Raw genomic sequence first — 24624 nt, 5'->3', positions numbered from 1 at the left:
GGCTCAGCCCTTCGCCGCGGCGGCGCGGCTGAGCGCCGGACCGTCGGGGACGAGGGCGAGGACGCCCGCGGGCAGCGTGAGCCGGTGCTTGCCGTCGCCGAACCCGAGGGCCTTCTCGGCGTCGGTGTCGGCGATCCGGTACTTCAGGCCCTGCTCGGTGATCAGGTACTCGGCCCGGGTGGCCGACGAGGAGCCGTCCGGGACGGCCAGGACACCGTCGCCGGCCGGCAGGACGACGCCCCCGGCACCGGGGACGCCCATGGTGATCCGGGTACGGCCGTCCGCCGCTTCCGTCAGGCATACCGTGCCGTCGGCCAGCGCGCGGACACCGGTCAGGTCCGGTACCCGGCCGGTGGTGGCGCCGCCGTCCGCCGAGACCGGGGCGACCGCGATGTCCGACTGCCCGACCTGCCGCGCTGCCGGAGCGCCGGGGCGGGCGGCGAGCAGGGCGTACTCGGTGGCGTTGACGCGGGCGACTCCGTCCGAACGCATCACGTAGTAGTGCGCGGTGCCGCCGGTGCTGGTGCGGAAGACCTGGCCGACCTGCGCGGTCTGACCGGCGACCTGCCCGGCCGGCTTGCCGGCGCCGGCCGGTACGGGCGCGGTGAGCGCGGCGCCGGTGGGCACGGCGGCCAGCCAGTCGGCGGTGGCGGGGAGGGCGACCTGGTCGTCCAGACCGAGGGCGATCAGCGTGGAGTCGCCGGGGACGGGGTACTTGACGCCGCGCAGCAGCAGATACCGGGTGCTGCCGGGCCCGGCGAGCAGCACCTGCCGGTCGGCGGGCAGCGCGAGGAGCCCGGCGGCGGAACCACCGAAGAGCAGCGCCTGCCCCGTGCCCCCGGAACCCTTGCCGGCCCCTCCCTGGCCGCCCGACGCCTTGTCGCCCGACGCCTGGCCCCCCGACTCCTTGCCGCCCGACGCCTGGCCGGCCGACTCCTTGCCGGTACCGGCAGATTCCTTCCCGCCCGACGCCTTCCCTCCGGTCGCGCCCGTGCCACCGGCGCTCGTGCCACCGGCCCCTGCTCCGCCGCCGCCCGTGCCGTCCGCTCCCTGCCCCGGCAGGCACCGTGCCCACGCGCCGGTCGCCAGTGCGGATGTGGTCGGTACGGTGTCCGGCGCCCCCTGGATGCCGACCGGGGTGCCGTGCGGGACCCCGGCCAGGGACTTCGCGGACACCGTCTCCGGCGCGGCGCGCTCGCCCGCGATGAGCAGCGCGGAGGCGTAGTTGCGTACGGGGCGCAGCTCGCCGCCCGCGTACACGTACCGGTTGCCGGTGTCCTCCTCCAGGACGATCGCCCCGTCCTTGCGCCAGTCGTCCTTGGCGGCGGGCGAGATCAGCCCGTACACCCCGAACCCGGCGCACAGCAGCACCGCCATGCCCACCCCGAAGACCGAACCGAGCGCGGACCGCCGGGTCGGGCTGTCGCCCCGGCCGGGGTCGCCGCTGACCAGGGCGGAGGCCAGGCGGCCCATGGCGAACTGGTAGGCCTGTACGTGATCGCGTCGCGTCTGCATGGATGCCGCCGTCCCTAGCCCGCGAGGCCGCGGAAGTAGCCGTACGCGTGCAGCACCTGGAGCAGCAGCGGCAGCAGCGCGACCGCCGTGAGGGTCTCCAGCAGATCGCCGAAGTGCCCCCACACGGGCAGCAGCCGGGCCCGTGGCAGCCGCCAGGCGCCGACCAGCAGGAGCAGGGCGGCGGCCAGCAGTACCGCGAGGACGGCGGCCCGGCCGCCGGGGCCGGTGGGGGCGACCCGGACGATGAGGACGAGTCCGAGGCCGTAGGCGCCGGCCAGCACGGCGGGGACCCGCTGGAGGGTGCCGTTGGTGCCGCGGGCGCGGAGCAGGACGGCCAGGCTCAGCGAGAGCGGGAGCAGCCAGCCGGCCCAGCCGTGCTCGCGGTCGGCGAGCAGCCACAGCGCGACCGCCCACACCAGTGCCGAGGAGATGCTGATCATGTCGAGGCAGGCGGTCGCGACGGCGACCCGGCTCGCCACGGCCTCGCCGGGCTCGGGCTCGATGTCGAGCTGGAGTTCCTCGGCGTCGTGGGGGAGCTGGGGTACCCGCAGCCGGGCCGTGCGCAGGGCGAGGCGGGGGGCCAGGTGTCCCAGCACGAACAGGCCCACCGCGACCACCGCGGCGGCCTGGAGGCCGTGCAGCCCGGTGGCCCGGGCGAGTCCCGCGCCGATCGCGGCGGCGACCGCCGTGAGCAGCACGGTGCCGGGGACGACGAGGGGCAGTGCGCCCAGCGCGAGCAGCAGGCCGGCCAGCGCGACCACGAACCCGGCGGCCAGCAGTGTTCCCGTGGTGCCCGGCGCGAACCCGCCGGACGGGCCCTCCCGCAGGGTCGTCCCGGCCAGCGCGGCGAAGCCGAACGCGCCGACCCCGGCGACCAGGACGCCGCCGCGGTCGGCCTGTGCGCGGGCCGCCGCCACGCAGGCCGCGGCCAGCACCAGGGCGACCGCCCCGGCCGCCGCGGAGGTGAGCGGGCCGGGGCCCGCGCCGAACAGGGTGGCGGCGAGCGCGGCGAGCGCCAGGCAGGACAGGGCGAGACCGAGGTCGCGGGTGAGTCCGGGGCGCCAGCGGCCGGATCCGGCGCCGACGGTGTGCGCGACACCGTCGGAGACGTCGTCGAAGTGCACGGCGGGCAGTGCCGCGTCGGCGGGACGTAGGTGCAGCACGTCGCCGTCGCGCAGTCCGGCGCTCTCGGGGGTCGCCTCCGGGTCGAGCGGGTCGGCGCCGAGCCGTTGCAGGATCCAGGGCGTGCCCTGGAGGTCGGGGCCGACCGCCTGGCGCAGCAGCACCGGCAGCAGGGCGGAGAACGGGGTGGTGACCGGGACGGCGAGGTCCGCCCGGCCGGCCGGTGCCTCCACGGTGAGCCGGCAGACCTCGGCGGCCCGGACGGGCTGCGGTGCCGCGCTGGTGGTGCCGTTGGCGGCCGGTGCGTTGGCGGCCGGTGCGGTGGTGGCCGGGGCGGTGGTCATCGTGCTCCTGTGGGGACGGGGGCCGCCGACACCAGGCCGGTCTGGACGAGCTGGACGGTGCGCCGGGTGACCAGTTGGGCACGGCCGGCGGGCAGGGTGCGGGGCTTGGCCTCGCCGATGAACTTGCCCTCCTCCTTGGGGTAGGAGAACAGCAGCGCCGGGTTGCCGAGCTCCCACATGCGGCGGATCAGCGGGTCCATCACGGACCGCATGGCGCCGGAGGTGGAGCGGGCCACGACCAGGTGCAGCCCGATGTGGGCGCCCTGCGCGAGCAGCGGCACCAGCGGCATCATCGGGGAGGGCGTGCCGGGCGCGCCGGCGAAGAGGTCGTAGTCGTCGACGAGGACGAACAGCAGCGGACCGCTCCACCAGTCCCGCTTCTCCAGCTGCTCCGGGGTGACGTCGGCACCGGGGGCCCGTTTGGCCACCGACACGGCGGCGCTGTCGGCGAGCTTGCCGAGCGCGTCGTTGTCGACGACGTATCCGACCCGGTACTCCTCGGGGACGTCCTTGAGGAGCCCGCGGCCGGGGTCGGCCAGCAGGATCCTCGCCTCCTCCGGACGGTAGCGGGCGGTGATGGCGCGGATGGCGAGGCGCAGGGCGTTGGTCTTGCCGGTCTCGCCGTCGCCGTAGACCAGCAGGTGCGGGGTGGTGCCGAAGTCGTGCCAGACGGGGGCGAGCCGCTGCTCGTCCCAGCCGAGGCAGAACCTGAGGTCGCGGGTGTCGGCGGGGGCGGGCAGCCGGCGGGCGTCCAGCCGGGTCGGCAGCAGCCGTACGCCGGGGGCCCGGGGGCCGGTCCAGAACGTGTCGATCTCGGCGACCGCGGCCTTGGTGGCGGCCGTCAGGTCGTCGGTGCGCGAGGAGCTGTCGAGCCGCGGCAGCGCGGACAGGAAGTGGTGTCCGGAGCTGGTCAGACCGCGTCCCGGCCGGTGCGGGACACCGGCGGCGGCCCGGGAGCCGACCTCGGACTCCATCGAGTCGCCGAGCCGCAGTTCGAGCTTGGTGCCGAGCATGTCCCGCAGTCGGGGCCGTACTTCGGACCAGCGGACCGCGGAGGCGACCACGTGCAGGCCGAACGACAGCCCGCGCGCGGCGAGTTCCATGACCCGCTGCTCCAGGTCGTCGAAGTCCTGGCGGAGCGTGGCCCAGCCGTCGACCACCAGGAAGACGTCGCCGAACGGGTCGTCGATCGAGCCGTCCGCGCGCAGCGCCCGGTAGGCGGCCATCGACTCCAGGCCCCTGGACGTGAACAACTGCTCGCGCTGTTCCAGGAGTTGGGTCAGCTCTTCGACGGTGCGCAGCACCCGGTCGCGCTCCAGGCGGGTGGCCACCGAGCCGACGTGCGGCAGCCCGGCCGTCGAGACCAGACCGCCGCCGCCGAAGTCCAGGCAGTAGAACTGCACTTCGCGGGGTGTGTGGGTCAGCGCCAGCGACAGCATCAGGGTGCGCAGCAGCGTCGACTTGCCGGTCTGCGGCGCGCCCACCAGGCCGATGTGGCCGTCGGCGCCGGACAGGTCGGCGGTCAGCAGTTCGCGCAGCTGCTCGAACGGCCGGTCCACCATGCCCAGCGCGACGCGCAGCGAGCCCTGCACCCGCGGGTCGGCGGCGCCCATGCCGCGCTCCGGGTCCGGCACGATGCCGGGCAGCAGCTGGTCCAGGCCCGGCGACTCGGACAGCGGCGAGAGCCAGACCTGCCGGGCGGGCGGGCCGCTCTCCTCCAGCCGTCCGACGAACACCTCCAGCAGGCTGTCCTCGCCGCCCTCCGTCTCCTCCTCCGCGGTGTCCTGGTCGCGCAGGTTCTCCTCGGCGAGCGAGACCAGCCGGGCGGCCTCCTCCGCCTCCCGGGCCCCGGCGGGCGGCCCGTGCCGCTCCAGCCCGAACGCGGTCACCTCCCGTACGACGCCCTGCCGCCCGGCGGTCTCCTCGGGACCCGGCGCGGCGGGCGCGGGCCCGGAGACGTACGCGGCCTTGAACCGCACCAGGTTGGTGGTGTCCACCTTGAGGTAGCCGTTGCCGGGCGCGGACGGCAGCTCGTAGGCGCTGGAGGTGCCGATCACGCTGCGCGACTCCATCGAGGAGAAGGTACGCAGCGCGAGCCGGTACGACAGATGGCCCTCGACCCGGTGGATCCGGGACTCGTCCAGCCGCTGCGAGGCCAGCAGCAGATGGACGCCGAGGCTGCGCCCGAGCCGCCCGATGGAGACGAAGAGCTCCACGAACTCCGGCTTGCTGGCGAGCAGTTCGGAGAACTCGTCCACGATGACCAGCAGCGAGGGCAGCGGGGCGAGGGTGCCCACCCCGGCGGCGCGCGCCTTCTCGTACTCGTAGAGCGAGGCGTAGCCGGCCTCCCGCAGCAGCTCCTGACGGCGGATCATCTCGCCGTTGATGGAGTCCCGCATGCGGTCGACCAGGTGGAGTTCGTCGGCGAGGTTGGTGATGACGGCGGAGGTGTGCGGCAGCCGGTCCATGTTGAGGAAGGTGGCGCCGCCCTTGAAGTCCACCAGGACCAGGTTCAGGATCTCGGACGAGTGGGTGGCGGCCAGACCGGTCACCAGGGTGCGCAGCAGTTCGCTCTTGCCGGAGCCGGTGGCGCCGATCAGCAGCCCGTGCGGGCCCATGCCGCCCTGCGCGGACTCCTTCAGGTCCAGCTCGACGATCTCGCCGTCCTCGGTGACCCCGATCGGCACCTTGAGCCGGGCCTCCTGGGCCAGCCGCGGCCGCCACTTGGCCGCGACGTCGAAGCCGCGCACGTCGCGGATGCCGAGCATGGTGGCCAGGTCGAAGTCGGACTCCAGCGGCTGGTCCACCAGGTCGACGACGCCGCCGGTGCGCATCGGGGCGAGCGCCCGCGCCAGGTTCTCGGCCTCGACGGGGCCGAGCCGGTCGGCCCGGCCGGTGACGCTCTCGGCACCGCTCGGGAAGTCGACCCGGCCGCCGCGCACCGTGAGCCGCAGCACCTTGGGGCCGCCGGGCACCGCGCCGGTGAGGTCCAGCAGCACCACCCCACGGATGCCGCCGCCCAACAGCCTTGACGCGGAAGGGACGGGCACGCCCTGGGCGACGATCACCGTGAACGGCTCGGCCACGCTGGGCGAGGAGGCCGCGTCATGGTCGGGGCGGTCGCGGACGTCCGGCCCGAGCAGGTCCATCAGCTCGTCGTGGTCCCCGGCGGCCAGCCGCACCGCGCCCGCCGCGTCCTCCTCCGCCGGATGGGCGTTGTGCGGCAGCCACTTGAGCCAGTCCCACTCGCGCCGCGCGGCCTCGTCGCCCAGTACGGCCACCCGCAGCTCGTCCGGGGAGTGGAAGACCGCCAGCTGCCCGAGCACCGCCCGGGCCAGGGCCACCGCCTCCCCGGTCTCGCCGGTGAACTCGACGCTGGTGAAGCGCCGCAGCGAGACCGGCACGGGCAGCAGGGGCACGGTCTGGTGGGCCTTGGTGAACCGGCGCAGCGAGATCGCGCACAGCGGCTCCAGGTCCTCCACCGGCCGGGTCTGCGGCGGCAGGAACTCCAGTGCCGCACGGCGGGTCGCGAGACCGATCCGGACCCGCCCGAAGTCCTCGTGACCGGGCCGCCGTTCCCACAGCCGGGGACCACCGGCGAGGGCCCACAACTCGGACGCCTCGGGGTTGTCCCACAGCAGCGCGGTCCGCTGCTCGTCGGCCGCCTGCCGGGCCTGGACCCGCTTCTGGCCGAGGTAGCGCAGATAGTCACGGCGTTCGGCGCGCATCCGGCGGCGCCGCTCCGCACCGGGCCGCCCGATCTGGGTCAGCGTCATGCTGACCATGGCGATGCCCATCATCCCGGTCATCATGTACATGGACGTACCGCCGCTGCCGACCGAGTACATCAGCACCATGGCCCCGGCACCCAGGCCCATCGGCAGGTACGTCATGACCGAGCCGAAGTCGGCGGTGGCGGGTTCGCCGAGGACCGGGGGCTCGGCCAGTTCCACCTGGCCCTCCGGCATCGGGGGGCCTTCGGCACGCGGCGAGCGCTTGGCGACGACGGTGCTCAACGTGCTCTCTTCTCTGCTGCAATTCCAGGCGTGCGCGGTGTCTGGCAGTCCGCGCGTGGAGCGTAGGCAGGAGGCCGTCGGCGCCTGTGCGGCGTGAGCGGATGTCCGCCCCCGCGGACAGCGAAGCCTGGCCGGAGGGGCAGCTTCGCCAAGTACACGCCAAGTCGGCGTTAAGGGGGTCCGGCGACGATCCTCGCGCGCCGTTCCGGTACGACGGCCCATGCCCGGAAGGAACACAGGAACGTTGGGGATGATCTCGATCGCAGTCCTCGCCGGTGACCCGATCACCGGCGAGGGGGCCGTCTCGTGCCTGCGCCGGTACCCGGGGCTGAAGGTGGTGCCCCAGGAGGAGCACCGGCACGCGGACGTGGTCCTCATGATCACGCCGGAAGTCAGCGAGGAGACGGTGCTGCTGATGGAGTCGGTGACCGCCCGCTCGGCCAACCCAGGCCTGGGGATCGTGCTGGTCACCGGGCACATCGGCGACGCCCACCTGCTGCGCGCGATGCGCCACGGGCTGCGCGGGGTGATGTGGCGTCAGGACACCACGTACGACATGGTCGTGGAGGCGGTCCGGGCGGTGGCCGAGGGCGGGGCCGCGCTGCCGCTCCCGGTCCAGGGGATGCTCGTCGACCACCTGCGGGCGGTCCAGCGCGACGTGCTCGGACCGCTCGGGCTGACCACGTCCGGCCTGGAGGCCCGCGAGGTCGACGTGCTGCGACTGCTGGCCGAGGGCCTGGAGACGACGGAGATCGCCCAGAAGCTGAACTACTCCGAGCGCACCATCAAGAGCATCGTCAGCGTCATGATGAACCGCCTGGGCCTCCGCAACCGCACCCACGCGGTCGCCTTCGCCCTACGCTCGGGAACGATGTAGCCGACGGGGCTGGCGGGGCTGGCGGGGCCGGAGGGGCCGGCGGGGCCGGAGGGGGCGGAGGGGCTGGAGGGGGCGGAGGGGCCAGGCGGGGCCGGAGGGGCTGACCGGGTCGTGCGGGCCTGATCGGGTCGATGGGGCTGACGGGGTGCGCGGTTGTGCGGGTCGATGGGGCTGACGGGGTCGTGCGGGCCAGGTGGGAGTCGATGGGGTCGATGGGGTTGGGGGGGGGCTGACGGGGTTGTGCGGGTCAGGTGGGGGGCGATGGGGTTGGGGTGGTTTTTTCGGGTGGGATGTCCGGCGTGGTCGTGTGGGATGCGGTCGGGTGGTACGCGCAAGGGGCGCGGGGAACTGCGCGAGCGACCCCCACCGGCCCGCAGGGGAAGGCTTTCCGGTTCGGCGGGGCAGAGTCCGCGGCGAACGGCGGGGCACCCGTCGCCGCGCCCCTAGATTCGCGCGCCGGGGCACAACACACGCGGAGACGGGCAGGCGGACATGGAGCACAGCGCAGGGCAGCCGGAGACGCCGGAGGAGCCGGCCGTCTGGGAACGGCCGCTGCCGTGGCTCCGGGAAACCGAGTCCGAGTCCCAGTCCGAGCGCCTGGCCGGGGCGACGCCCGCCTCCCCGGCGCCCGCCACGGAACCGCCGGCACCCCGCGCGGCCTCGTCCGCCCCGGACGGCGAGAGCGCACCCGCACCCGACCGCACGCCCGCTGCGACGCCCGCGGCCGCCGCCGAGTCCGAGCCCGCCGGTGGCGTCGGACGGCTGTTCCGGTCGCCCGTGGTCCGGCCGGACCAGCCCGGTGCGAGGGACGACGCGGACTCCGGGGAAGCCCGGCCGGAACGCGGCGCACGGTTCGTCGGAGCCGTGGCCGCCGCCTGTGCCCTGCTGGTCCTCGGCCTCGGCAGCGCCGCGTTCATGGCACTGCCGAACCACGACGACTCCACGCCGCACGCCGCCGCCGTCGGTGACGGCGCCGTCCCTCAGCTGGCCGAGGGCGCCTCGGCACAGCCGGCCGGCTCCGCGTCCGCGTCGCCGTCCGGCAGCGGCCGTCCCTCGCACGACCCGAAGAACACGAAGTCCGGCAAGGACAAGGGCTCGCACACCACCTCGGTTGCGGACTCCGCCCACCCGGACAAGTCGTCCGGCACCAAGACCACCCAAGCCGCCGGCACCACGAGCGGCAGCGGCGGTAGCGGCGGCAGCGGCAGTTCGGCGACGAGCAAGCCGGCGTCCAAGCCGGCCGCCACCCACCCCGCCTCGTCCACCACCGTCTCCGGCGACGCGATCGTCGGCTACGCCTCCTCGAAGTGCATCGAGGTGAGCGCCCACGCAGGCAAGGACGGCTCCCCGCTGCGGCTGTGGGGGTGCGACGGCGACGCCTGGCAGAAGTGGGTCTTCAAGTCCGACGGCAGCGTGCGCTCCATGGGCCTGTGCCTGGACATCGCCAACGCCTCCCAGGACAACGGCGCGGTCATCCAGCTGGCGACCTGCAACGGCGGCTGGGCCCAGCGGTTCAACCTCAACAGCTCCCACGACCTGGTCAACTCCGTGATCGGCAAGTGCGTGGACGCCAAGGACGCGGGCACCGCCAACGGCACCCGGCTCCAGCTGTGGGACTGCGCCGGCACGTCCAACCAGAAGTGGCGGCTGTCCTGACCCCGGCCGCGGTCACGTCATCTCCGGCCCGCCCTGCCCTCCGCGGCGGCCCGCGCCGCCGCGACCAGGTGCCGGGAACCCCACTGCCCCGCCACCTCCTCCGCGTGCGCGAACTGCCGTACGGCCTCCGCCTCGTTGCCGAGCAGCCGGTACAACTCGCCCAGCGAGTGGGCGAACGGGCGGGTGGCGAACGAGACGCTGGCGGCACCGGCGAGCTGGGTGCGCAACGGCAGCAGCAGCGGGACCAGTTCCAGCGCCGTGGTCATGTCGCCCACCAGGAAGGCGAGTTCGGCCCGGAGGGACAGAGCGATGCCGTACAGGTGGTCGGGTACGAGGGGGACGACGGCCGCGGTGCGCCGGCCGAGCGCGTGCGCCTGCTCGTGCTCGCCCAGCCGGGCGAGGACCACCCCGAGAGCGAGCTCGGCGGTGGGCTCGCGCTCGGGTTCCCGCGTGCGCGAGCGGGAGTGAGTGCGGGTGCGGGTGCGCGAGCGCATGTGTTCGCGCTCGGTCTCCGGCTCGGCTTCGGCTTCGGTATCGGCGAGGAGGGCCCGCAGCAGCGGTTCGGCCTCCCGCGGGCGACCCTGCCCGAGGAGTACGGTCGTCAGGCCCAGGACGTGCACGAAGTCGCCGTACGGCGACCCGCGGGAACGCAGCCGCTCGCGCACCGCCGCATAGCCGGCCTCGGACTCGGCGAAGAGGCCCTGGACCTGGGCCAGCATGGCCAGGGTGGTCAGGTTGACGGCCTCCGCCTCCGCCAGCCGGTGCCGCCGGGCGACGGCCCGGCCCTCCTCGGTGTGCCGGCGGACCTGGGCGACGTCGTTACGGGCGCCGGCGGCCATGGCCCCGATGTGCTCCCGCACCCAGCTGTTGGCGGGCAGGTCGTGCGCGTACCCGAGCACCCGTAGTTCGGTCGCCAGCGCCTCGCGGCGGTCCGGGAACCCGTCGGGCGTGACGGCGGACGCCACGGTCAGCGCGCAGGAGAGCAGCAGCGGGTCCCCGACCGCGCGGGCGACGGCCAGCCGCCGCGCCGCCTCCGACACCCGCTCCGCCCGCTCACCGGCGCCCGCCCCGGCCCCGGCACCGGCCCCGGCCCCGGCCTCGGCGTCGCCGCCGCGCTCCCGCTCGTCCGCGGGCCTGGGCGGCAGGTTGCCGAGGACGGCCGGGTCCAGGTCGGCGCGTGCGATCAGCCGGTCGGCGAAGGTGTACACCGCCGCCGGTTCGACGAGCCCCCACGGCCCGCTCAGCGCTCCGCTCAGCGCTCCGCTCAGCGCTCCGCTCAGCGCTCCGCTCAGGGCCCCGTTCAGGGCCGGCTCCGGTCCGATCCAGGTGCCGAGGGCCGCTGCCGCCAGTTCGTCGTGCCCGACCCCCTCGGCCGCCGCCAGGGCGCGCTGCCGGGTGTGTCGCGCGGCCACGATGGCCCCGGCCCGTATCTCGGCCCGCAACAGCCGCCCGAGCAGGGCGACCAGCCGCCCGGCCCGGCCGCAGTCGGCGGCGCCCCCGGCCGTGTCGGCGTCCATGGTGGCGGCGGGTATCAGCGCGAAGGACTCGATCGCCTGGGTGAGCAGTTCGACCGCGGTGTCATGGGCGTAGCGCCGCTCGGCCAGATCGGCCGCGCCCAGCGAGTACTCGACGCCGAGCGCCGCCGTCCGCGCGTTCGCGGCCCGCGTGAAGTGGTGCGCGAGAGCCGCCAGATCGTCCGGACGGCGCCGTCGCAGGACCTCTGCCAGACGGGCGTGCAGCCGTGCGCGTCGTACGCCGACCAGGTCGGTGTAGAGGGTGTCGCGGACCAGGGCGTGCGCGAACCGGACCACACCCGGCGCCGGTTCGGTCAGCAGCCCGGCCACGACGGCCGCCTCGACGGCGTCGAGCACGTCGTGTTCGCCGTGCCGGGCCGGGTCGGCGGCCTCGACGAGGACACCGATCTCGGTCTCGCGGCCCACCACCGACGCGAGCTGGAGGACGGCCACCGCCTCCTCGGGCAGCTGCCGCAACCGCCGGCGCAGTACGTCGCGTACGCCCTGCGGCACCTCGGAGACCGCCACCAGGGCGCCCTCGCTGGCGAGCAGCCGGGCGCTTTCGCGGACGTAGAAGGGGTTGCCCCCGGTGCGCTCGGCGAGCGCGGTCACGATGGCCGCGTCGACCGGCTCCCCGCACACCGCGCTGACCAGCGTGTCCACCTCCGGCAACGACAGCCCGCCGAGCGCCAGCCGGTACGGCGAGCGGTGGGCGAGTGCGCCGAGGGTCTTGGTCAGCCGGTCCGCCGCGTCGACGGGGCGATAGGCAGCGATCACCAGCACCGGTGAGCCGACCAGCTCGGCGGCGCGTTCCAGCAGGGCCAGCGTCTCGCCGTCCGCCCGGTGCAGGTCGTCGACGACGACTGCCAGCGGCGCCTCCGCGGCGGCCTCCCGCAGCCAGGCGCCGAACGCCCGGTGCAGCCGGAACCGCCCGGCCGACGCGGCCCCGCCGTCCGGGCCCGGGAACCCGGTGCCGCCCCGTTCGCCGTAGCCGGCCTCCCGGAGCAGGGCGCCGAGCGCGTCCGGGTCGGTGGGCGGCACGCGGCGGGCGAGCGCGCCGAGCGCCTCCACCCAGGCCCAGGCGGAGGGCGCGCCGTCGAACTCGGGGCAACGGCCGACCACCACGGTCCAGCCCTGCTCCCGCAGCCACAGCCGGTACCGGCCGAGCAGCGCGGACTTCCCTGCGCCGGCCTCCCCGGTCACCAGGACGACACCACCGCCCCGCCGCGCGTCCCGCGCCACCTCGCCCAGGTCCCGCAACTCACCGTCCCGCCCCACGAAAAGATCCTCGCCCGGCGACGCGGCACCCACGGGGTCCACGAACGGGAGCGCCGGGCCGACGACCGCCACCCCGGAGCCCGCGAACGACGTGGTCGGCTGCGCCGACGCTGCCCCCGAGCCCGCGAACGGCGTGGTGGGGGCGGCCGGTTCTGTCCCGGTGTGCGTGAGCGGCCCGCAGACGTCGGAGGTCGACGCCCCGGAGACCGTGAACGGTCCGCGCGGGTCGGCGGGTGCCGCCCCGGAGTCCGCGAACTGCTCGGGCAGGGCAGCCCGTGCCGCCCCGGAGTCCGCGAACGGTCCGCGCGGGTCGGCCGGGGTCGCGCCGGAGTCCGTGAACGGCCGGAGCGGGTCGGCCGGAGGCGGCGCGGCAGAGGGCGGCACCGGCCCGGGCGGGTTCTCGGAAGTGGGCGGGTTCGAGGAAGCGGGCGGGGTCGGTGTGCGCGGGGTCGTCGCGGGCGTCGGCGTCGGTGTGCGCAGGACCGTCGCGGCCGACGGCACCGACGCGCGCAGGATCTCGGTCCGCCCCGTCAGCAGCGCGTGCTCCAGTTCGGTCAGGGCGTCGCCCAGACCCAGGCCGAGTTCGTCGGCCATGACGGCGGCGGCGCGGCGCAGCTCGGCCAGCGCGTCGGCGCGGCGCCCGCCGGCCCACAGCCCGAGGGCCAGCAGCCGCCAGCCCTCCTCGCGCAGCGGATGCTCCCGCACCAGCGCCTCGGCCGTCGGTACCGCCTCCGCCGGGGCCCCGGACGCGAGGGTCGCCCCGATCGCCAACTCCCGTGCCGTGAGGTGCAGATCGTCCAGCCGGGCCGCCTCGGCGGCCGCCCACTCCTCGTCGGCCCACTCGCCGTACGCCGTCCCGTGCCACCACCCGATGGCCTCCTCCAGCAGCTGCCGGGCCTCGGCCGGAGGCGCGGTACGGGCCTGCCGTACCGCCGCCTCGAACCGCCAGGCGTCGACCGCCTCCTCGGGCAGCCGCAACGCGTACCCGGGGGCGACGCTGAGCAGGACACCGGCGGGGGTGCGGGGCGCCCGGCCGGGTTCGAGCGCGCGGCGCAGGTTCGAGACGTAGACGTGCAGGGAGGCCGCCGCCTTCGCCGGGGGCCGCTCCCGCCACAGCCGGTCGATGAGCCGGTCGACGGGGACCACCCGGCCGCGGCTCGCCAGCAGGAGCGCGAGGACCGCGCGTTGCCGGGGGCTGCCCAGGTGGACCGGTGCACCGTCGATGTCGGCACCGATCGGCCCCAGGACCTGAACAGAGAGCATGATGTGCCAATTTACAGCGCCGCCCGGCCCCCACCGAGACGCTCCGCCGCGTGCCCGTACCCCTGCCTGTACCCCTGCCCGTACCCGTCTCCGTACCCCCCGCCTGGGCGCCCGCCGGGCACCGCCACAGGACAGGCCCATTTATGGAGTATCGACCTACCAGTGGTGACGTCTTGGTGAACAATGGCCATCCTGGTGACAGGTGCGGCTGCCGCCGTCGGCCGGATGGGGTGAGGGGCATGCAGGAGCCGAGGCTCGGGGTCGCCGTCGTGACCATGGGGAACCGGCCCGACGAAGTCGACGCCCTGCTCAGGTCCGTTGCCAAGCAGGACCTCGCCCCCGACCGCATCGTGATCGTCGGCAACGGCTGCCGGCTGCCCGAGTTCGCCCGCCGCCTCGACCTGCCCGGCGAGGTCACCACCGTCGACGTCGAGGACAACATCGGCTGCCCAGGCGGCCGCAACGTCGCCCTCGCCGCACTGCGTTCCTTCGGTGACGTGGACGTCGTCGTCGAACTCGACGACGACGGACTGCTCGTCGACGTCGAGGTGTTCCGGCAGGTCCGCGACCTGTTCGCGGCCGACCCCCGGCTCGGCATCGTCGGCTTCCGGATCGCCGACGAGCGCGGCGTGACCCAGCGTCGGCACGTGCCGCGCGTCGGCAACGCCGACCCGATGCGCGGGGGTTACGTGACCGGGTTCCTGGGCGGCGGCCACGCCCTGCGGATGGACATGCTCGCCGAGATCGGCGACTGGCCCGCCGAGTTCTTCTTCGCCCACGAGGAGACCGACCTCGCCTGGCGGGCCGCCGACGCCGGCTGGAAGATCCTCTACGCGCCCGAACTGCTCCTCCAGCACCCCAGGACCTCGCCCGCCCGGCACGCCGTCTACTTCCGGGTCACCGCCCGCAACCGGGTCTGGCTGACCCGCCGTCGGCTGCCCCTGCCGCTGATCCCGGTCCACCTGGGCGTCTGGATACTGATCACGCTCCTGCGCACCCGGTCGTCGGGCGGCCTGCGTGCCTGGTTCGCGGGCTTCGTCGAGGGAATACGCGAACCGGCCGGGGAGCGCCGCCCGATGCGCTGGCGCACGGTCTGGCACCTCACGCGCCTGGGCCGCCCACCCGTCGTCTGAAACCGCGATCCGTTCCCGGGAGGGGAGGAGAGGGGAGGACAGTGAGGGGCGGGACGAGGGTCCCGGTCGATCACCTCCGCCGACCGGAACCCTCTCGCGTCCCCGGACCAGGCCTGCGGCGACACTCCCCCGAGTTACGCGATGCACGCGCGCACCGTTGGACCCGATCCGATGCGAAGATCACATCAGTGCTCGCCAACGGATCGCTAACATGTGGCCAGCGGTTCTCCCGGAGGTCGCGAACCGGTTGGCGAGAAGCCGCCGTACGGTTCCGGGGACAGGCCGGAAGCCCAGCGGATTCCGGCTCCGACCGGCACAGAGAAGATGGCGGGAACCCATCCCCAGCGGGATGGAATTCCGCCAGGACCCAGGACCGGCGGGTACATCCGCCGTTCGGGAAGGCGATGGGCGGAGTGATGCGGCGGTACGAGCTGCGGTTCGGACTGCTGGGACCTCCGGTTCTCTACGACGCGTCCGACGTGCGGCCCATCGGCAGCCCCAAGGTGCGCGCGCTGCTCGCCGCGCTGCTCCTGGAGGCGGGGCGGGTCGTCTCCGTGGAGTCGCTCAGGGAGGCACTGTGGGGCGGGGCGCCCCCGGTGTCGGCGCGCGCCTCGCTGCACAACCACGTCGCCCGGCTGCGCCGGCTCCTCGACGACCCGGAGCGGCTGCGGGCCGTACCGCCCGGTTACCTGCTGCGGGTCGACGACGGTGAACTGGACGTCGACGTGTTCGACGCCCGGGTCGCCCAGGCGCGCGCGGCGCACGGGCGGCGGGAGTGGACGCCGGTGCTGCACGCCTGCGCCGAGGCGCTCGCACTGTGGCGCGGCACCCCGCTCGGCGGCCTCCCCGCCGACATCGGCGGCCTCGCCTTCGTGCAGCGCCTGGAGGAGGCCCGACTGCTCCTGCTGGAGTGGCGCTACGACGCGGAGCTCGCCCTCGCCGGACCCCGACTGGGCGGCGTGGTACCGGAGTTGGCGGCGCTCGTCGCGGAGTACCCGCTCCGTGAGGCCTATCACCGCCAGCTGATGCTCGCCCTCCACCGCACCGGCCGGCAGGCCGAGGCCCTCGCCGTCCACCGCGACCTGCGCAGCCGTCTGAGAGAGGAACTGGGCATCGAGCCGAGCCCGTCGGTGCGCCGGGCCCATGTGGAGGTGCTGCGGGGGAGCGGCACGGTGGGGGAGGCGCCGCCGTACGAAGGCACCGCGCCTCGTGCGGCGCGAGACGGGGACGGGGCGGGCGCGGGCGCGCGGTTCCCCACACCCCGAAGGGGCGCGCCGACGGGCCGTCGGCCGAAAGCGGAGGGCGCCGCACCCATCGCCCCCGGTTCTACGCGCGACGACCCCCCGACCCCTCGCCCCGCCCAACTCCCCCCACCTCCACCCCACTTCACCGGCCGCACGCCCACCACAAAAGAGCTGACCGACGCCCTCGCCCCCACCGGTCCCGTTCCTCGCGCGGCCGCCGACGGCGAGTCCGCCCCACAGGGGCCACCCGCACCCGACCACGAAACCGTCACGGGTGGTACGGGCGGGAAAACACCCGCCGAAGGCGAAGCCGAGGCCACGACGCCCCCCGCCCCCGCCCTCGCCCCCACCCCGGCCCCCACCCCCGCCGTCGCCGTGATCAGCGGCATGGCCGGTGTCGGCAAGACCGCCCTCGCCCTGCACGTCGCCCACCACCTGCGGGATCGTTTCCCCGACGGCCAGCTCTACGTCAACCTGCACGGCGCCACCCCCGGCGTGCCCCCGCTCGCCCCCGGCCAGGCACTCGCCGCGCTGCTCAGGGACCTCGGCGCCGACCCCCGGCAGATCCCCGAACACCCCGACGCGGCAGCCGCTCTGCTGCGCTCCCTGCTCGCCCCGACCCGCACCCTGCTGCTCCTCGACGACGCCGCGAACGCCGCCCAGGTAAGACCGTTGCTCCCCGGCGGCCCCGGCTGCGCCGTGATCGTCACCAGCCGTTCCCCGCTCACCGCCCTCGACGGCGCCCACCGCGTCCCGCTCGGACCGCTGACCGGCGAGGACAGCGCGGCGCTGCTCCGCGCGGTGAGCGGGCGGCACGAGATCGACGCCGGTCACCCGCTGGTCGGCCTCACCGGCCGGCTCCCGCTCGCCCTGCGCGTCGTCGCCGCCCGGCTGGCCGCCCGCCGCGCCCTCACCCCCGACGTGCTGGCCAGCCAACTGGCCGCAACCGAGGGCAGGTTGCACCACCTCGAATACGACGACCTGAGCGTCCGGCGCTCCCTCGCCGTCGCCCATGACGCCTTGACCGCCTCCGAGCGGGCCCCCGACCGTGACGCCGCCCTCGTGCTGCGCCACCTCGGCGCCCTCGATCTGCCCACCTACGGCGCCCCTCTGATCGCCCGGCTCACCGGTACCGACGAGCACCGCGCCGAGGCCGCCCTGGACCGGCTCGTCGACGTGGCCCTCCTGGAGGAGACCGCGTACGGCCGCTACACCCCGCACGACCTGGTGCGGGACTTCGCCCGAGAACTGGCCGAAGAGCCCCACGACACCGACCGCACCGACGGCACCGGCCGCACTGACCACACCCACAACGACGACCGCACCCACAACGACGACCGCACCCACAACGACGACCGCACCCACGGTCCCGACCGCACCGAGGCCGCTCTCACCGCCCTGCGCTGGTTCGCGGCCGTCGCCGAGCGTGCGCTCGTCGCGATCGTCGAACCCGGACTAGACCAGGGTGACCGCCGCCGGCCCACCCCCGCCCAGCCCCCCGAACACCAGCCGTACGCCGCCGCCCTGCCGCCCTTCGAGCACGCCGAACACGCCTTCGCCTGGGGCGACATGGAGCTGGAGAACATCGTCGCCCTGGTGGCGCGGTACACCGACACCACCGACGCGCGGATCGACGCCTACCTCGCCACGCTCGTCCGGCTCCTCTACCCCTACGTGCTGCGCAGCGGCCGGGTCGCCGAGATGGAGGTGCTCGGCAGCACCGCCCTGGCCGCGGCCCGGCGCCTCGGGGACGAACCCGCCGAGGCCTACGCCCTGGGCGACCTCGCCGGTCTGCGCTTCCTGACCGGCCGCCAGCGGGAGGCCCTCGCCCTGACCGAGGGGGCGCTGGCCCTCTGGCGGCGGCTGGGCGCGGCGTCCTGGATCCGGCGCGCCCTGAACAACCGGGGGCTGCTCCTTGAGGGACTCGGCCGGTACGAGGAGTCGGGCGAGGCGCTGCGGCAGAGCCTGGCCTACTCCCGGCAGCTGAACGACCCCTACGGCGAGGCCGTCACCCACAGTCATCTCGGCAACCTCTACGAGCACACCGACCCGCGCGCCGCCATCGAGCAGCACCGGCACTCACTGGCCATCGGGGACGCGATCGGCGCCGTCATCGTTCAGCACTCGGCGCACTGCAACATCGGCTACGCCCATCTCAGCCTCGGTGAACCGGCGGCCGCCGCCACCCACTTCGAGGAGAGCCTGCGCATCCTCGGCGGCCACGGCGACTGGCACGGCGAGTCCCAGACCCGGCTCGGTCTGGTCCGCGCGCTGCGCGCCCTCGGCCGCACCGATGCCGCGCACCGTGAGTGCGCCGAACTGCTGGGCCGCGCCGACGCCCGCGCCGACCACTACAGCGGCGGTCTCGCCCGCCACCAGCTCGGCCTGCTCCTGCGCGAGCAGGGGCGCACGGGGGAGGCGAACGGCGTCTGGCGCGAGGCCCTCACCGCCCTGGACGGCACGGACGAGCCGGACGTCCTCACCGAGCTGCGCGACCTGCTGGCAACCGGCGACCGGTCCGGCTGATCACTTCGCGTCGGCATAGCACTCCACCACCGCCGTCGTGAACGGGAACCGCACCGGCGTCTGCCCGAACGTCAGCCGTCCGGCCAGGTCCGCCGCCTCCCGTATCGCGGCGACGACCGCCTCGGTCTCCTTCTCAGGACAGTGCACGATCACCTCGTCGTGCTGGAAGAAGACCAGCTCGGCCGCCAGGTCCGCGCAGGTCCGGCGCAGCGCCGCGAGCATCAGCAGGGCCCAGTCGGCGGCGCTGCCCTGGACCACGAAGTTGCGCGCGAAGCGGCCCCTGGCCCGGGAGTTCGTGGACGCGTACCCCGGCACCCAGCCCTCAGCCGCCTGTTCCTCCGGCTCCTCCTGAGGCATCCCCGCCTCCTCCGTGCCGTCGCCCGCACCGGTCGCCGGCGGACAGGTCCGGCCCAGCCAGGTGCGCACCAGCCGGCCCTCCTCGCCCGCCCGCGCCGCCTCGTCCACGTAGGCCACCGCCTTGGGGAACCGGCGGCGGAGCGCGGCCAGGTTCTTCAGGCCGTCGCCCGAGGTCTGGCCGTAGACCGCGCCGAGGACGGCGAGCTTGGCCTGCGCGCGGTCGCCGGAGAACGCACGGTCGGAGACGGACTGGTAGAGGTCGGTCTCCCGCCCGGCGACCTCCATGAGCCCGGGGTCGCGGGAGATCGCCGCCAGCACGCGCGGTTCCATCTGGTCGGCGTCGGCCACGACCAGCCGCCAGCCCGGGTCGGCCACCGCGGCCCGCCGGATCACCTTGGGGATCTGCAGGGCGCCCCCGCCGTTGGTCACCCAGCGCCCGGTGACCGTGCCGCCCGCATGGAACTCGGGCCGGAACCGGCCGTCGCGCACCCAGTCCTGGAGCCAGGTCCAGCCGTGCGCCACCCAGATCCGGTACAGCTTCTTGTACTCCAGGAGCGGTCGCACCGCCGGGTGGTCGACGGACGAGAGCTCCCAGCGCCGGGTGGACTTGACCTTGATCCCGGCCTGCGCGAAGGCCTTGACCACATCGGCCGGCAGGTCCGGGCGCACCCGCCTGCCGAACGCGGCCGACACCTCGTCGGCCAGCTCGGCCAGCCGGCGCGGCTCGCCGCCGCCCGCGTACCGCTCGCCGAGCAGTTCGCGCAGCACCTCGCGGTGGACCTCGGCGCTCCAGGGCACGCCCGCGCGGTTCATCTCGGCGGCGACCAGCATGCCCGCCGACTCGGCGGCGGTCAGCAGCCGCATCCGGTCCGGGTGTTCGGCCCGGTCGTGCCGGCGCTGCTGCTCGGCGTAGACCGCGAGGAGCTCGTCGAGCGTGAGGCGGGCGGAGCCCTGCGGCTCGAACAGCGGGGACTGCGCGCCCGGTTCGGCCGCGCGCGGCGGCGGATCGGGCGGTACGGGGCCGCCGCGGAGGCGGGCCAGGGCGGCGGCGGCCGAGTGCGGCTCGCCGGACCGCCCCTCGTGGCCCAGCAGGAGTGTCTCGGCGTCCTCGATGTCGTAGCACCGCTCTACTCGCACCCCCGTGGCGAGCAGACGCGGGTAGACCTCGGGGGTCGACCGCCACACCCAGCGTGTGACCTCCGGGCGGCCCCTGACCGCCCCGGCGAGATCGGGCTCCCGCCGCACCGGTCCGGCGGGCAGCCCGTCCGGACCGAGGGGGGCGACGTCCACGCCACCGTCCTCGGCCGGAGCGAGAGCCCACCGGTCGGTCATTCGACGAGTCTTGCACCCACCACTGACAATCACTCTGACCTGCGGATTCAGCCTTCCTGCGGGCTTTTCAGCCCGCCCCGTCCTCCTTCGTGTCGCCCGTGCCCTCCGCTGCTCCCGCGGCCTCCGCCGCCGCGTTCTTCTGCTCCAGCAGCAGCGACAGCACCTTGGTCATGTACTCCTCGGTCGCCGGCTTGGTGATGCCCAGTCCGCTGAGGACGCCGTCGCCGTTCTCGTGCTCCAGGAGCGCCAGCAGCAGGTGTTCGGTGCCGATGTAGTTGTGGCCGAGGCGGAGGGCCTCGCGGAAGGTGAGTTCGAGCGCCTTCTTGGCCTCCGGGCCGTAGGGGACGAGGTCGGGGACGTCGTCCGAGGCCGGCGGGAGCGCGGCCGTCGCCGCCTGGCGCACGGTGTCCAGCAGGACGCCCTGCGCGAGGATCGCCTTCGCCGCGATGCCGTCCGGCTCGGCCAGCAGGCCGAGGACCAGGTGCTCGGGGCGGCCCTCGGGGTTGCGGGCCGCGAGCGCTTCGTTGTGGGCCGCCATCACCACGTTCCGCGCGCGGGGGGTGTAGCGGTCGAAGCCCTGGCTGGTGTCGAGGGCGGCGGACTCCTTGGGCACGAAGCGCTTCTGCGCCGCCTGCCGGGTCACGCCCATGCTCTTGCCGATGTCGGTCCAGGACGCGCCCGAGCGCCGGGCCTGGTCGACGAAGTGACCGATCAGGTGGTCGGCCACGTCGCCCAGGTGGTCGGCGGCGATCACCGCGTCCTGGAGCTGGTCGAGGGGTTCGGGGTGCACCTTCTTGATCGCCGCGATGAGGTCGTCGAGGCGTACGGATGCCGTGATGTTCGAGTCGGTTGTCATGTGTCAACCGTAGGTTGACACCCGCGCGCTGTCAACCGTCGGTTGACACGCCGACGGCGGCCGGTACGGACGTTTGTCCACAGGGTGTGGACGGCCGTCGTCGGCTGTCGGCGCCGCATGGCACGATCGACACGTGACCAGCAGCCGCCCCAGCACCGTCGACCGAGCCTTCCGGAGCGCCCTGTACGACGACACCGACTCCGGCCTCGACACGGGCGCGTCCCTCCTCGCGGCCGACTCCGGCGCGGACGCGGAGGTCGGGCACCGGGGCCGGGAGTTCGTCGCGGCGGCCTGGCGGCGCGGCTGGCAGCCCGCCGACGTCGTGCGACTGGTCCGGCGCGAGCTGGACGACCCGCACGTCCGGCTCGCCGCCGGGCTGATCCGGGCGCAGATACCGGACGACCGGCCGCGCGGCCCCCGCTGGCGGGCGCAGCTCGACGTGCTGCCCGAGGAGGACGGCCAGGTACGCGTGGGCGACCGTTTCTCCCATGCCACCGCCGTCCTGGAGCTGTACCGGCTGCTGCTGCGGCTGCCCTCACTGGAGCCCCTGGACGAGCCCGGCCACCGCGCGGCCGCGCACCGGCCGGAGTCCCGTACGCTCACCCGGATCCGCGCGCTGCTCGCCAAGGCCGAGGCGACCGGCTACCCGGAGGAGGCGGAGGCGCTCAGCGCCAAGGCGCAGGAGCTGATGGCCCGGCACAGCGTCGACGAGGCACTGATCGCCGCCGGGGCGCCCGCGCCGGACACGCCGGGCGCCTGCCGGATCGGGGTCGAGCCGCCGTACGAGCAGGCCAAGGCGGTGCTGCTGGACGCGGTCGCCACGGCCAACCACTGCCGCGCGGTGTGGAACGAACCGCTGGCCTTCTCCACGGTCGTCGGTTTCGAGGCGGACCTGGCGGCGGTCGAACTGCTCCACACCTCGCTGCTGGTGCAGGCCACGCACGCGATGACGAAGGCGGAGGCGGCGCAGCGGGCGGGCGGCCGCAAGCGCACGAAGACCTTCCGCCAGTCCTTCCTGGCGGCCTACGCGCACCGCGTCGGCGACCGCCTCGGAGCGGCGGCCCGGTCGGCCGTGGCCGAGGCCGAGGCACCCCGGGACCTGCTCCCGGTCCTCGCCACCAGAGAACTGGCCGTGACCGACCGCATGAACCAGATGTTCCCGGACACCACCACGACCCGCCTGCGCGGAGTGACCGACGAGGCCGGCTGGACAGCAGGCACAAAAGCAGCAGACCAGGCCCAGGTCCACACCCACACCCCACTCCCCTGACCCCGCCCCGCCCCGTCAGGGGCGCGGGGAACTGCGCGATCAGCCCCCACCGTCGGTGCGCCGAAACTCAAGGCCGCCCCGCCCCACCAGGGGGCGCGGGGAACTGCACGAGAAGCCCCACCGGCGGTCAGCCGAAACCCGGCCGCCCCGCCCCGCCCCGCCCCGCCCCGCGCCGCGCCGCGCCGCCCTCGAATCAGTCCCCCGCCTGCTGGAACGCCCCCACCGCGGCGTTCGGTTTGTCCGCAGCCCCCTTGCCCGCCACCGCCCCGTACTTCCACGGGAAGCTCTGCGTCGCGTCGCCCCCCGGCAGGGACACCGTCAGCGACGTGGCCGCGAGGCTCGCCTTGTCGCCGTCCTTGCCCCGCACATACGTGATCGAGAACGTCGCGGAGTCGCCCTTGGCGAGCTTGAGCTTGTCGGTCTTGGCGCCCGACTGCGGGGCGACCGTCGCCGACGCGCCGCCCCCCTTCAGCGTGACGCCGGCGAAGCCGTCCAGCGTGCACGGCGCGCTCTGGTTGGTGATGCTCACCGGCACCTCGCCGGTGTCCCCCGTGGTCGGCGCGACGCTCGCGGAGCCGACCTGGACGGAGACCTTGCCGATCTCGCAGGTCGAGCTGTTCTTGCCGCTGGAGCCCGAGCCGCCGCCGTTGTCGCAGGCGGTCAGGGCGAGGGCGGCGGCGAGGGCGGTGACGGTGAGCGGAATGACGCGCATGAGCAGTTCCCCATCGAGGTCGTGACGGTGTCCCAGCATCATCACGCCCCGGCCCGGGTCCCGCGCGCCCGCCCCCGCCCCCGACCGCTTCACGGCGTGTCCCCGCAGGCCCGCACGGACCGCCGGGAGCGCGCCGCACGACGGTCGAACAGATCGAAAAGGTATGGAGCGGCCCTACTGGCCAAGGCTAGCCGTCGGCAGCCCCGACGGCAGCTTGCCGCCCTCGGCCCTGGTGTAGGTCTCCGCACCCGATTTACCGGACCAGGTGACCTTCATGCCGCTCTTGCTGACGGAGTCGACCATTCCGGTGCCCCGGTCCTTGCTGCCGTCCGTGCAGGTGAGATGGATCATCCGCATCCCGGCCTCCTCACCGGCGGTCCCGCTGCACACGGCCCCACCGGTCTCGAAGAGCCCGGCCTGCTTGCCGGTGACCACCAGTGCGACGATCTTGCCGCCGCTGGTGGTGATCCAGCTGCCCTGGAGCGCGTCGGAGGAGGCCGTGGAGCTCTCCGAACCGGCCGTGGCGGTGGCGGCCGCGGACGAGGTGCCCGACGGGGTGGCCGAGGAGCCGCCGGAGTCACCGCCGCTGCACGCGGTCAGCGCGAGCGCGCCCACCAGCCCCGCGGCGACGGCCCCGGCCCGCAGCACCGGCCGCGCGGCCGCCGCGGCCCCCGCCGGAGCCGTCCCCGTCGAAGCCGCCCCCGCCGAAGCCGCCGTCTCCCTGTGCGCCGTAGCCGTACTCGTCGTAGCCGTGGTCACCGCAACGCTCCCGAGCTCTAGGGGGTCGGCCGCCCGGCCGCCCGGACGACAGCCGCAAGCTACCAGCACTCACCAGGAGGACCCGCGTAGGTCAGGTAGGTATCCGCTGTGGACGGCTCCCGCCCCGGCGAGACCGTCCGCTCCCGCGTCGCCGACGTGCGGTTTCCCGCCAACGGCGGGAAGTGGACACGGTCCGTCCGGTGGTCCGGTCCCGATCCGGCCAATCTCGCTCACCGGACCATCACATGGACGCCGGAACACGGGGGCCGGGCTACGCGTCTTCTCCTAGTGCGTGAAGTATTCGATCCGGGCGGTCCCGAGCGGCTGACGGCGCGCGGGATCATGGACGGGGGCTGGCGGTCGCATGTCCTGCGGAGACTGGGGCAGACGCGGGAACGGGTTGAGTAAAGCGGACGTCAAAGCTGTAACCGCAGGAACACCCCCCGTGCACGTGCATCTGCTCATGCATCTGCACGTGAACAAGGTTATGATCCGGGTCAGTTGACCGCTGCACCAATGGTCACATCAGCCAGTTAGTGCACCACCGGGGAGCGACCTGTGAACCTCGACGTTGACGGCGTGTACGGGGGGTTTGACGTGTACAACGGCATGGCTGCCACGCAGCTGGACGGAGTGGCCTGGCAGAAGAGCAGGCACAGCAACTCGCAGGGTTCCTGCGTGGAGTTCGCCCGGCTGCCGGGCGGCGACGTGGCGGTCCGCAACTCGCGCTTCCCGGACGGGCCGGCACTCGTCTACACACGCGCCGAGATCGAGGCGATGCTCCTCGGTGTCAAGGACGGCGAGTTCGACCACCTGATCACGAGCTGACGGCGGCCTTACCTGGGGCAAC

At 74.6% G+C, this 24624-nt stretch carries 14 protein-coding genes; 6 read left to right on the top strand and 8 right to left on the bottom strand.

Annotation, left to right across the window (positions count from 1 at the left end; genetic code table 11):
• Positions 1 to 3 precede the first annotated feature (3 nt).
• Genes IEZ11_RS14725 through eccCa form a run of 3 tightly spaced genes read right to left on the bottom strand, consistent with a single transcriptional unit; the run spans position 4 to position 6997 of the window.
• Complete coding sequence (locus IEZ11_RS14725) at positions 4 to 1515, bottom strand: type VII secretion protein EccB (protein WP_189263180.1); 1512 nt, start codon at positions 1513 to 1515, stop codon at positions 4 to 6.
• Positions 1516 to 1529: 14 nt separating this feature from the next.
• On the bottom strand, positions 1530 to 2981 hold the full coding sequence (eccD, locus tag IEZ11_RS14720; RefSeq protein ID WP_189263179.1) for a type VII secretion integral membrane protein EccD: 1452 nt from the start codon (positions 2979 to 2981) through the stop codon (positions 1530 to 1532).
• Positions 2978 to 6997, bottom strand: a complete 4020-nt coding sequence (gene eccCa, locus IEZ11_RS14715) for a type VII secretion protein EccCa (RefSeq protein ID WP_189263178.1) — start codon at positions 6995 to 6997, stop codon at positions 2978 to 2980. Before eccCa ends, eccD begins: the two co-directional genes overlap by 4 nt.
• Before the next feature lie 250 nt (positions 6998 to 7247).
• On the opposite strand from eccCa, the gene IEZ11_RS14710 reads away from it, so the two are divergent.
• Both IEZ11_RS14710 and IEZ11_RS14700 read left to right on the top strand, forming a co-directional pair.
• Positions 7248 to 7874, top strand: a complete 627-nt coding sequence (locus IEZ11_RS14710; RefSeq protein ID WP_189263177.1) for a response regulator transcription factor — start codon at positions 7248 to 7250, stop codon at positions 7872 to 7874.
• A 492-nt stretch (positions 7875 to 8366) separates the two neighbouring features.
• A complete protein-coding gene (locus IEZ11_RS14700) occupies positions 8367 to 9530 on the top strand; it encodes a ricin-type beta-trefoil lectin domain protein (RefSeq protein ID WP_189263176.1) in 1164 nt (387 codons plus the stop codon).
• A 17-nt stretch (positions 9531 to 9547) separates the two neighbouring features.
• Here IEZ11_RS14700 and IEZ11_RS14695 read toward each other — a convergent pair whose 3' ends face one another.
• A complete protein-coding gene (locus IEZ11_RS14695; protein ID WP_229713018.1) occupies positions 9548 to 13585 on the bottom strand; it encodes an ATP-binding protein in 4038 nt (1345 codons plus the stop codon).
• A gap of 239 nt (positions 13586 to 13824) precedes the next feature.
• Here IEZ11_RS14695 and IEZ11_RS14690 point away from each other — a divergent pair, with 239 nt between their 5' ends.
• Positions 13825 to 14718, top strand: a complete 894-nt coding sequence (locus IEZ11_RS14690) for a glycosyltransferase family 2 protein (RefSeq protein WP_189263175.1) — start codon at positions 13825 to 13827, stop codon at positions 14716 to 14718.
• Positions 14719 to 15122: 404 nt separating this feature from the next.
• Complete coding sequence (locus IEZ11_RS14685; RefSeq protein ID WP_229713017.1) at positions 15123 to 18488, top strand: AfsR/SARP family transcriptional regulator; 3366 nt, start codon at positions 15123 to 15125, stop codon at positions 18486 to 18488.
• Here IEZ11_RS14685 and IEZ11_RS14680 read toward each other — a convergent pair whose 3' ends face one another.
• Entirely contained in the window at positions 18489 to 20177 is a 1689-nt protein-coding gene (locus IEZ11_RS14680; protein WP_189263174.1) for a bifunctional 3'-5' exonuclease/DNA polymerase, read from the bottom strand.
• A 67-nt stretch (positions 20178 to 20244) separates the two neighbouring features.
• Positions 20245 to 21033 carry a Clp protease N-terminal domain-containing protein gene (locus IEZ11_RS14675; RefSeq protein WP_189263173.1) on the bottom strand — a complete coding sequence of 263 codons (789 nt, stop codon included), beginning with the start codon at positions 21031 to 21033 and terminating at the stop codon, positions 20245 to 20247.
• 133 nt (positions 21034 to 21166) lie between these two features.
• Here IEZ11_RS14675 and IEZ11_RS14670 point away from each other — a divergent pair, with 133 nt between their 5' ends.
• The gene (locus IEZ11_RS14670) at positions 21167 to 22303 is read left to right on the top strand and encodes a DUF2786 domain-containing protein (RefSeq protein WP_189263172.1); all 1137 of its coding nucleotides are present in this window, start codon (positions 21167 to 21169) and stop codon (positions 22301 to 22303) included.
• 193 nt (positions 22304 to 22496) lie between these two features.
• Here the strand turns inward: IEZ11_RS14670 and IEZ11_RS14665 are convergent, their stop codons facing one another.
• Complete coding sequence (locus IEZ11_RS14665; RefSeq protein WP_189263171.1) at positions 22497 to 23015, bottom strand: DUF4232 domain-containing protein; 519 nt, start codon at positions 23013 to 23015, stop codon at positions 22497 to 22499.
• A gap of 174 nt (positions 23016 to 23189) precedes the next feature.
• The gene (locus IEZ11_RS14660) at positions 23190 to 23660 is read right to left on the bottom strand and encodes a hypothetical protein (RefSeq protein ID WP_189263461.1); all 471 of its coding nucleotides are present in this window, start codon (positions 23658 to 23660) and stop codon (positions 23190 to 23192) included.
• Positions 23661 to 24383: 723 nt separating this feature from the next.
• Between IEZ11_RS14660 and IEZ11_RS14655 the strand changes: the two genes are divergently transcribed.
• Positions 24384 to 24602, top strand: a complete 219-nt coding sequence (locus IEZ11_RS14655; RefSeq protein WP_089100703.1) for a DUF397 domain-containing protein — start codon at positions 24384 to 24386, stop codon at positions 24600 to 24602.
• Positions 24603 to 24624: the final 22 nt, after the last annotated feature.

This window comes from Streptomyces fuscichromogenes (assembly GCF_014645815.1).
GTDB lineage: Bacteria > Actinomycetota > Actinomycetes > Streptomycetales > Streptomycetaceae > Streptomyces > Streptomyces fuscichromogenes.
Note: the sequence above shows the minus strand (reverse complement) of the source record. Positions and strands in the feature narration are given on the sequence as shown.

Coding starts and splice junctions, on each gene's coding strand:
- IEZ11_RS14675 (WP_189263173.1), bottom strand. CDS start 21,033: ATGACAACCGACTCGAACATCACGGCATCCGTACGCCTCGACGACCTC.
- IEZ11_RS14655 (WP_089100703.1), top strand. CDS start 24,384: ATGGCTGCCACGCAGCTGGACGGAGTGGCCTGGCAGAAGAGCAGGCAC.
- IEZ11_RS14690 (WP_189263175.1), top strand. CDS start 13,825: ATGCAGGAGCCGAGGCTCGGGGTCGCCGTCGTGACCATGGGGAACCGG.
- eccD (WP_189263179.1), bottom strand. CDS start 2,981: ATGACCACCGCCCCGGCCACCACCGCACCGGCCGCCAACGCACCGGCC.
- IEZ11_RS14695 (WP_229713018.1), bottom strand. CDS start 13,585: ATGCTCTCTGTTCAGGTCCTGGGGCCGATCGGTGCCGACATCGACGGT.
- IEZ11_RS14710 (WP_189263177.1), top strand. CDS start 7,248: ATGATCTCGATCGCAGTCCTCGCCGGTGACCCGATCACCGGCGAGGGG.
- IEZ11_RS14725 (WP_189263180.1), bottom strand. CDS start 1,515: ATGCAGACGCGACGCGATCACGTACAGGCCTACCAGTTCGCCATGGGC.
- IEZ11_RS14665 (WP_189263171.1), bottom strand. CDS start 23,015: ATGCGCGTCATTCCGCTCACCGTCACCGCCCTCGCCGCCGCCCTCGCC.
- IEZ11_RS14700 (WP_189263176.1), top strand. CDS start 8,367: ATGGAGCACAGCGCAGGGCAGCCGGAGACGCCGGAGGAGCCGGCCGTC.
- IEZ11_RS14680 (WP_189263174.1), bottom strand. CDS start 20,177: ATGACCGACCGGTGGGCTCTCGCTCCGGCCGAGGACGGTGGCGTGGAC.
- IEZ11_RS14685 (WP_229713017.1), top strand. CDS start 15,123: ATGGGCGGAGTGATGCGGCGGTACGAGCTGCGGTTCGGACTGCTGGGA.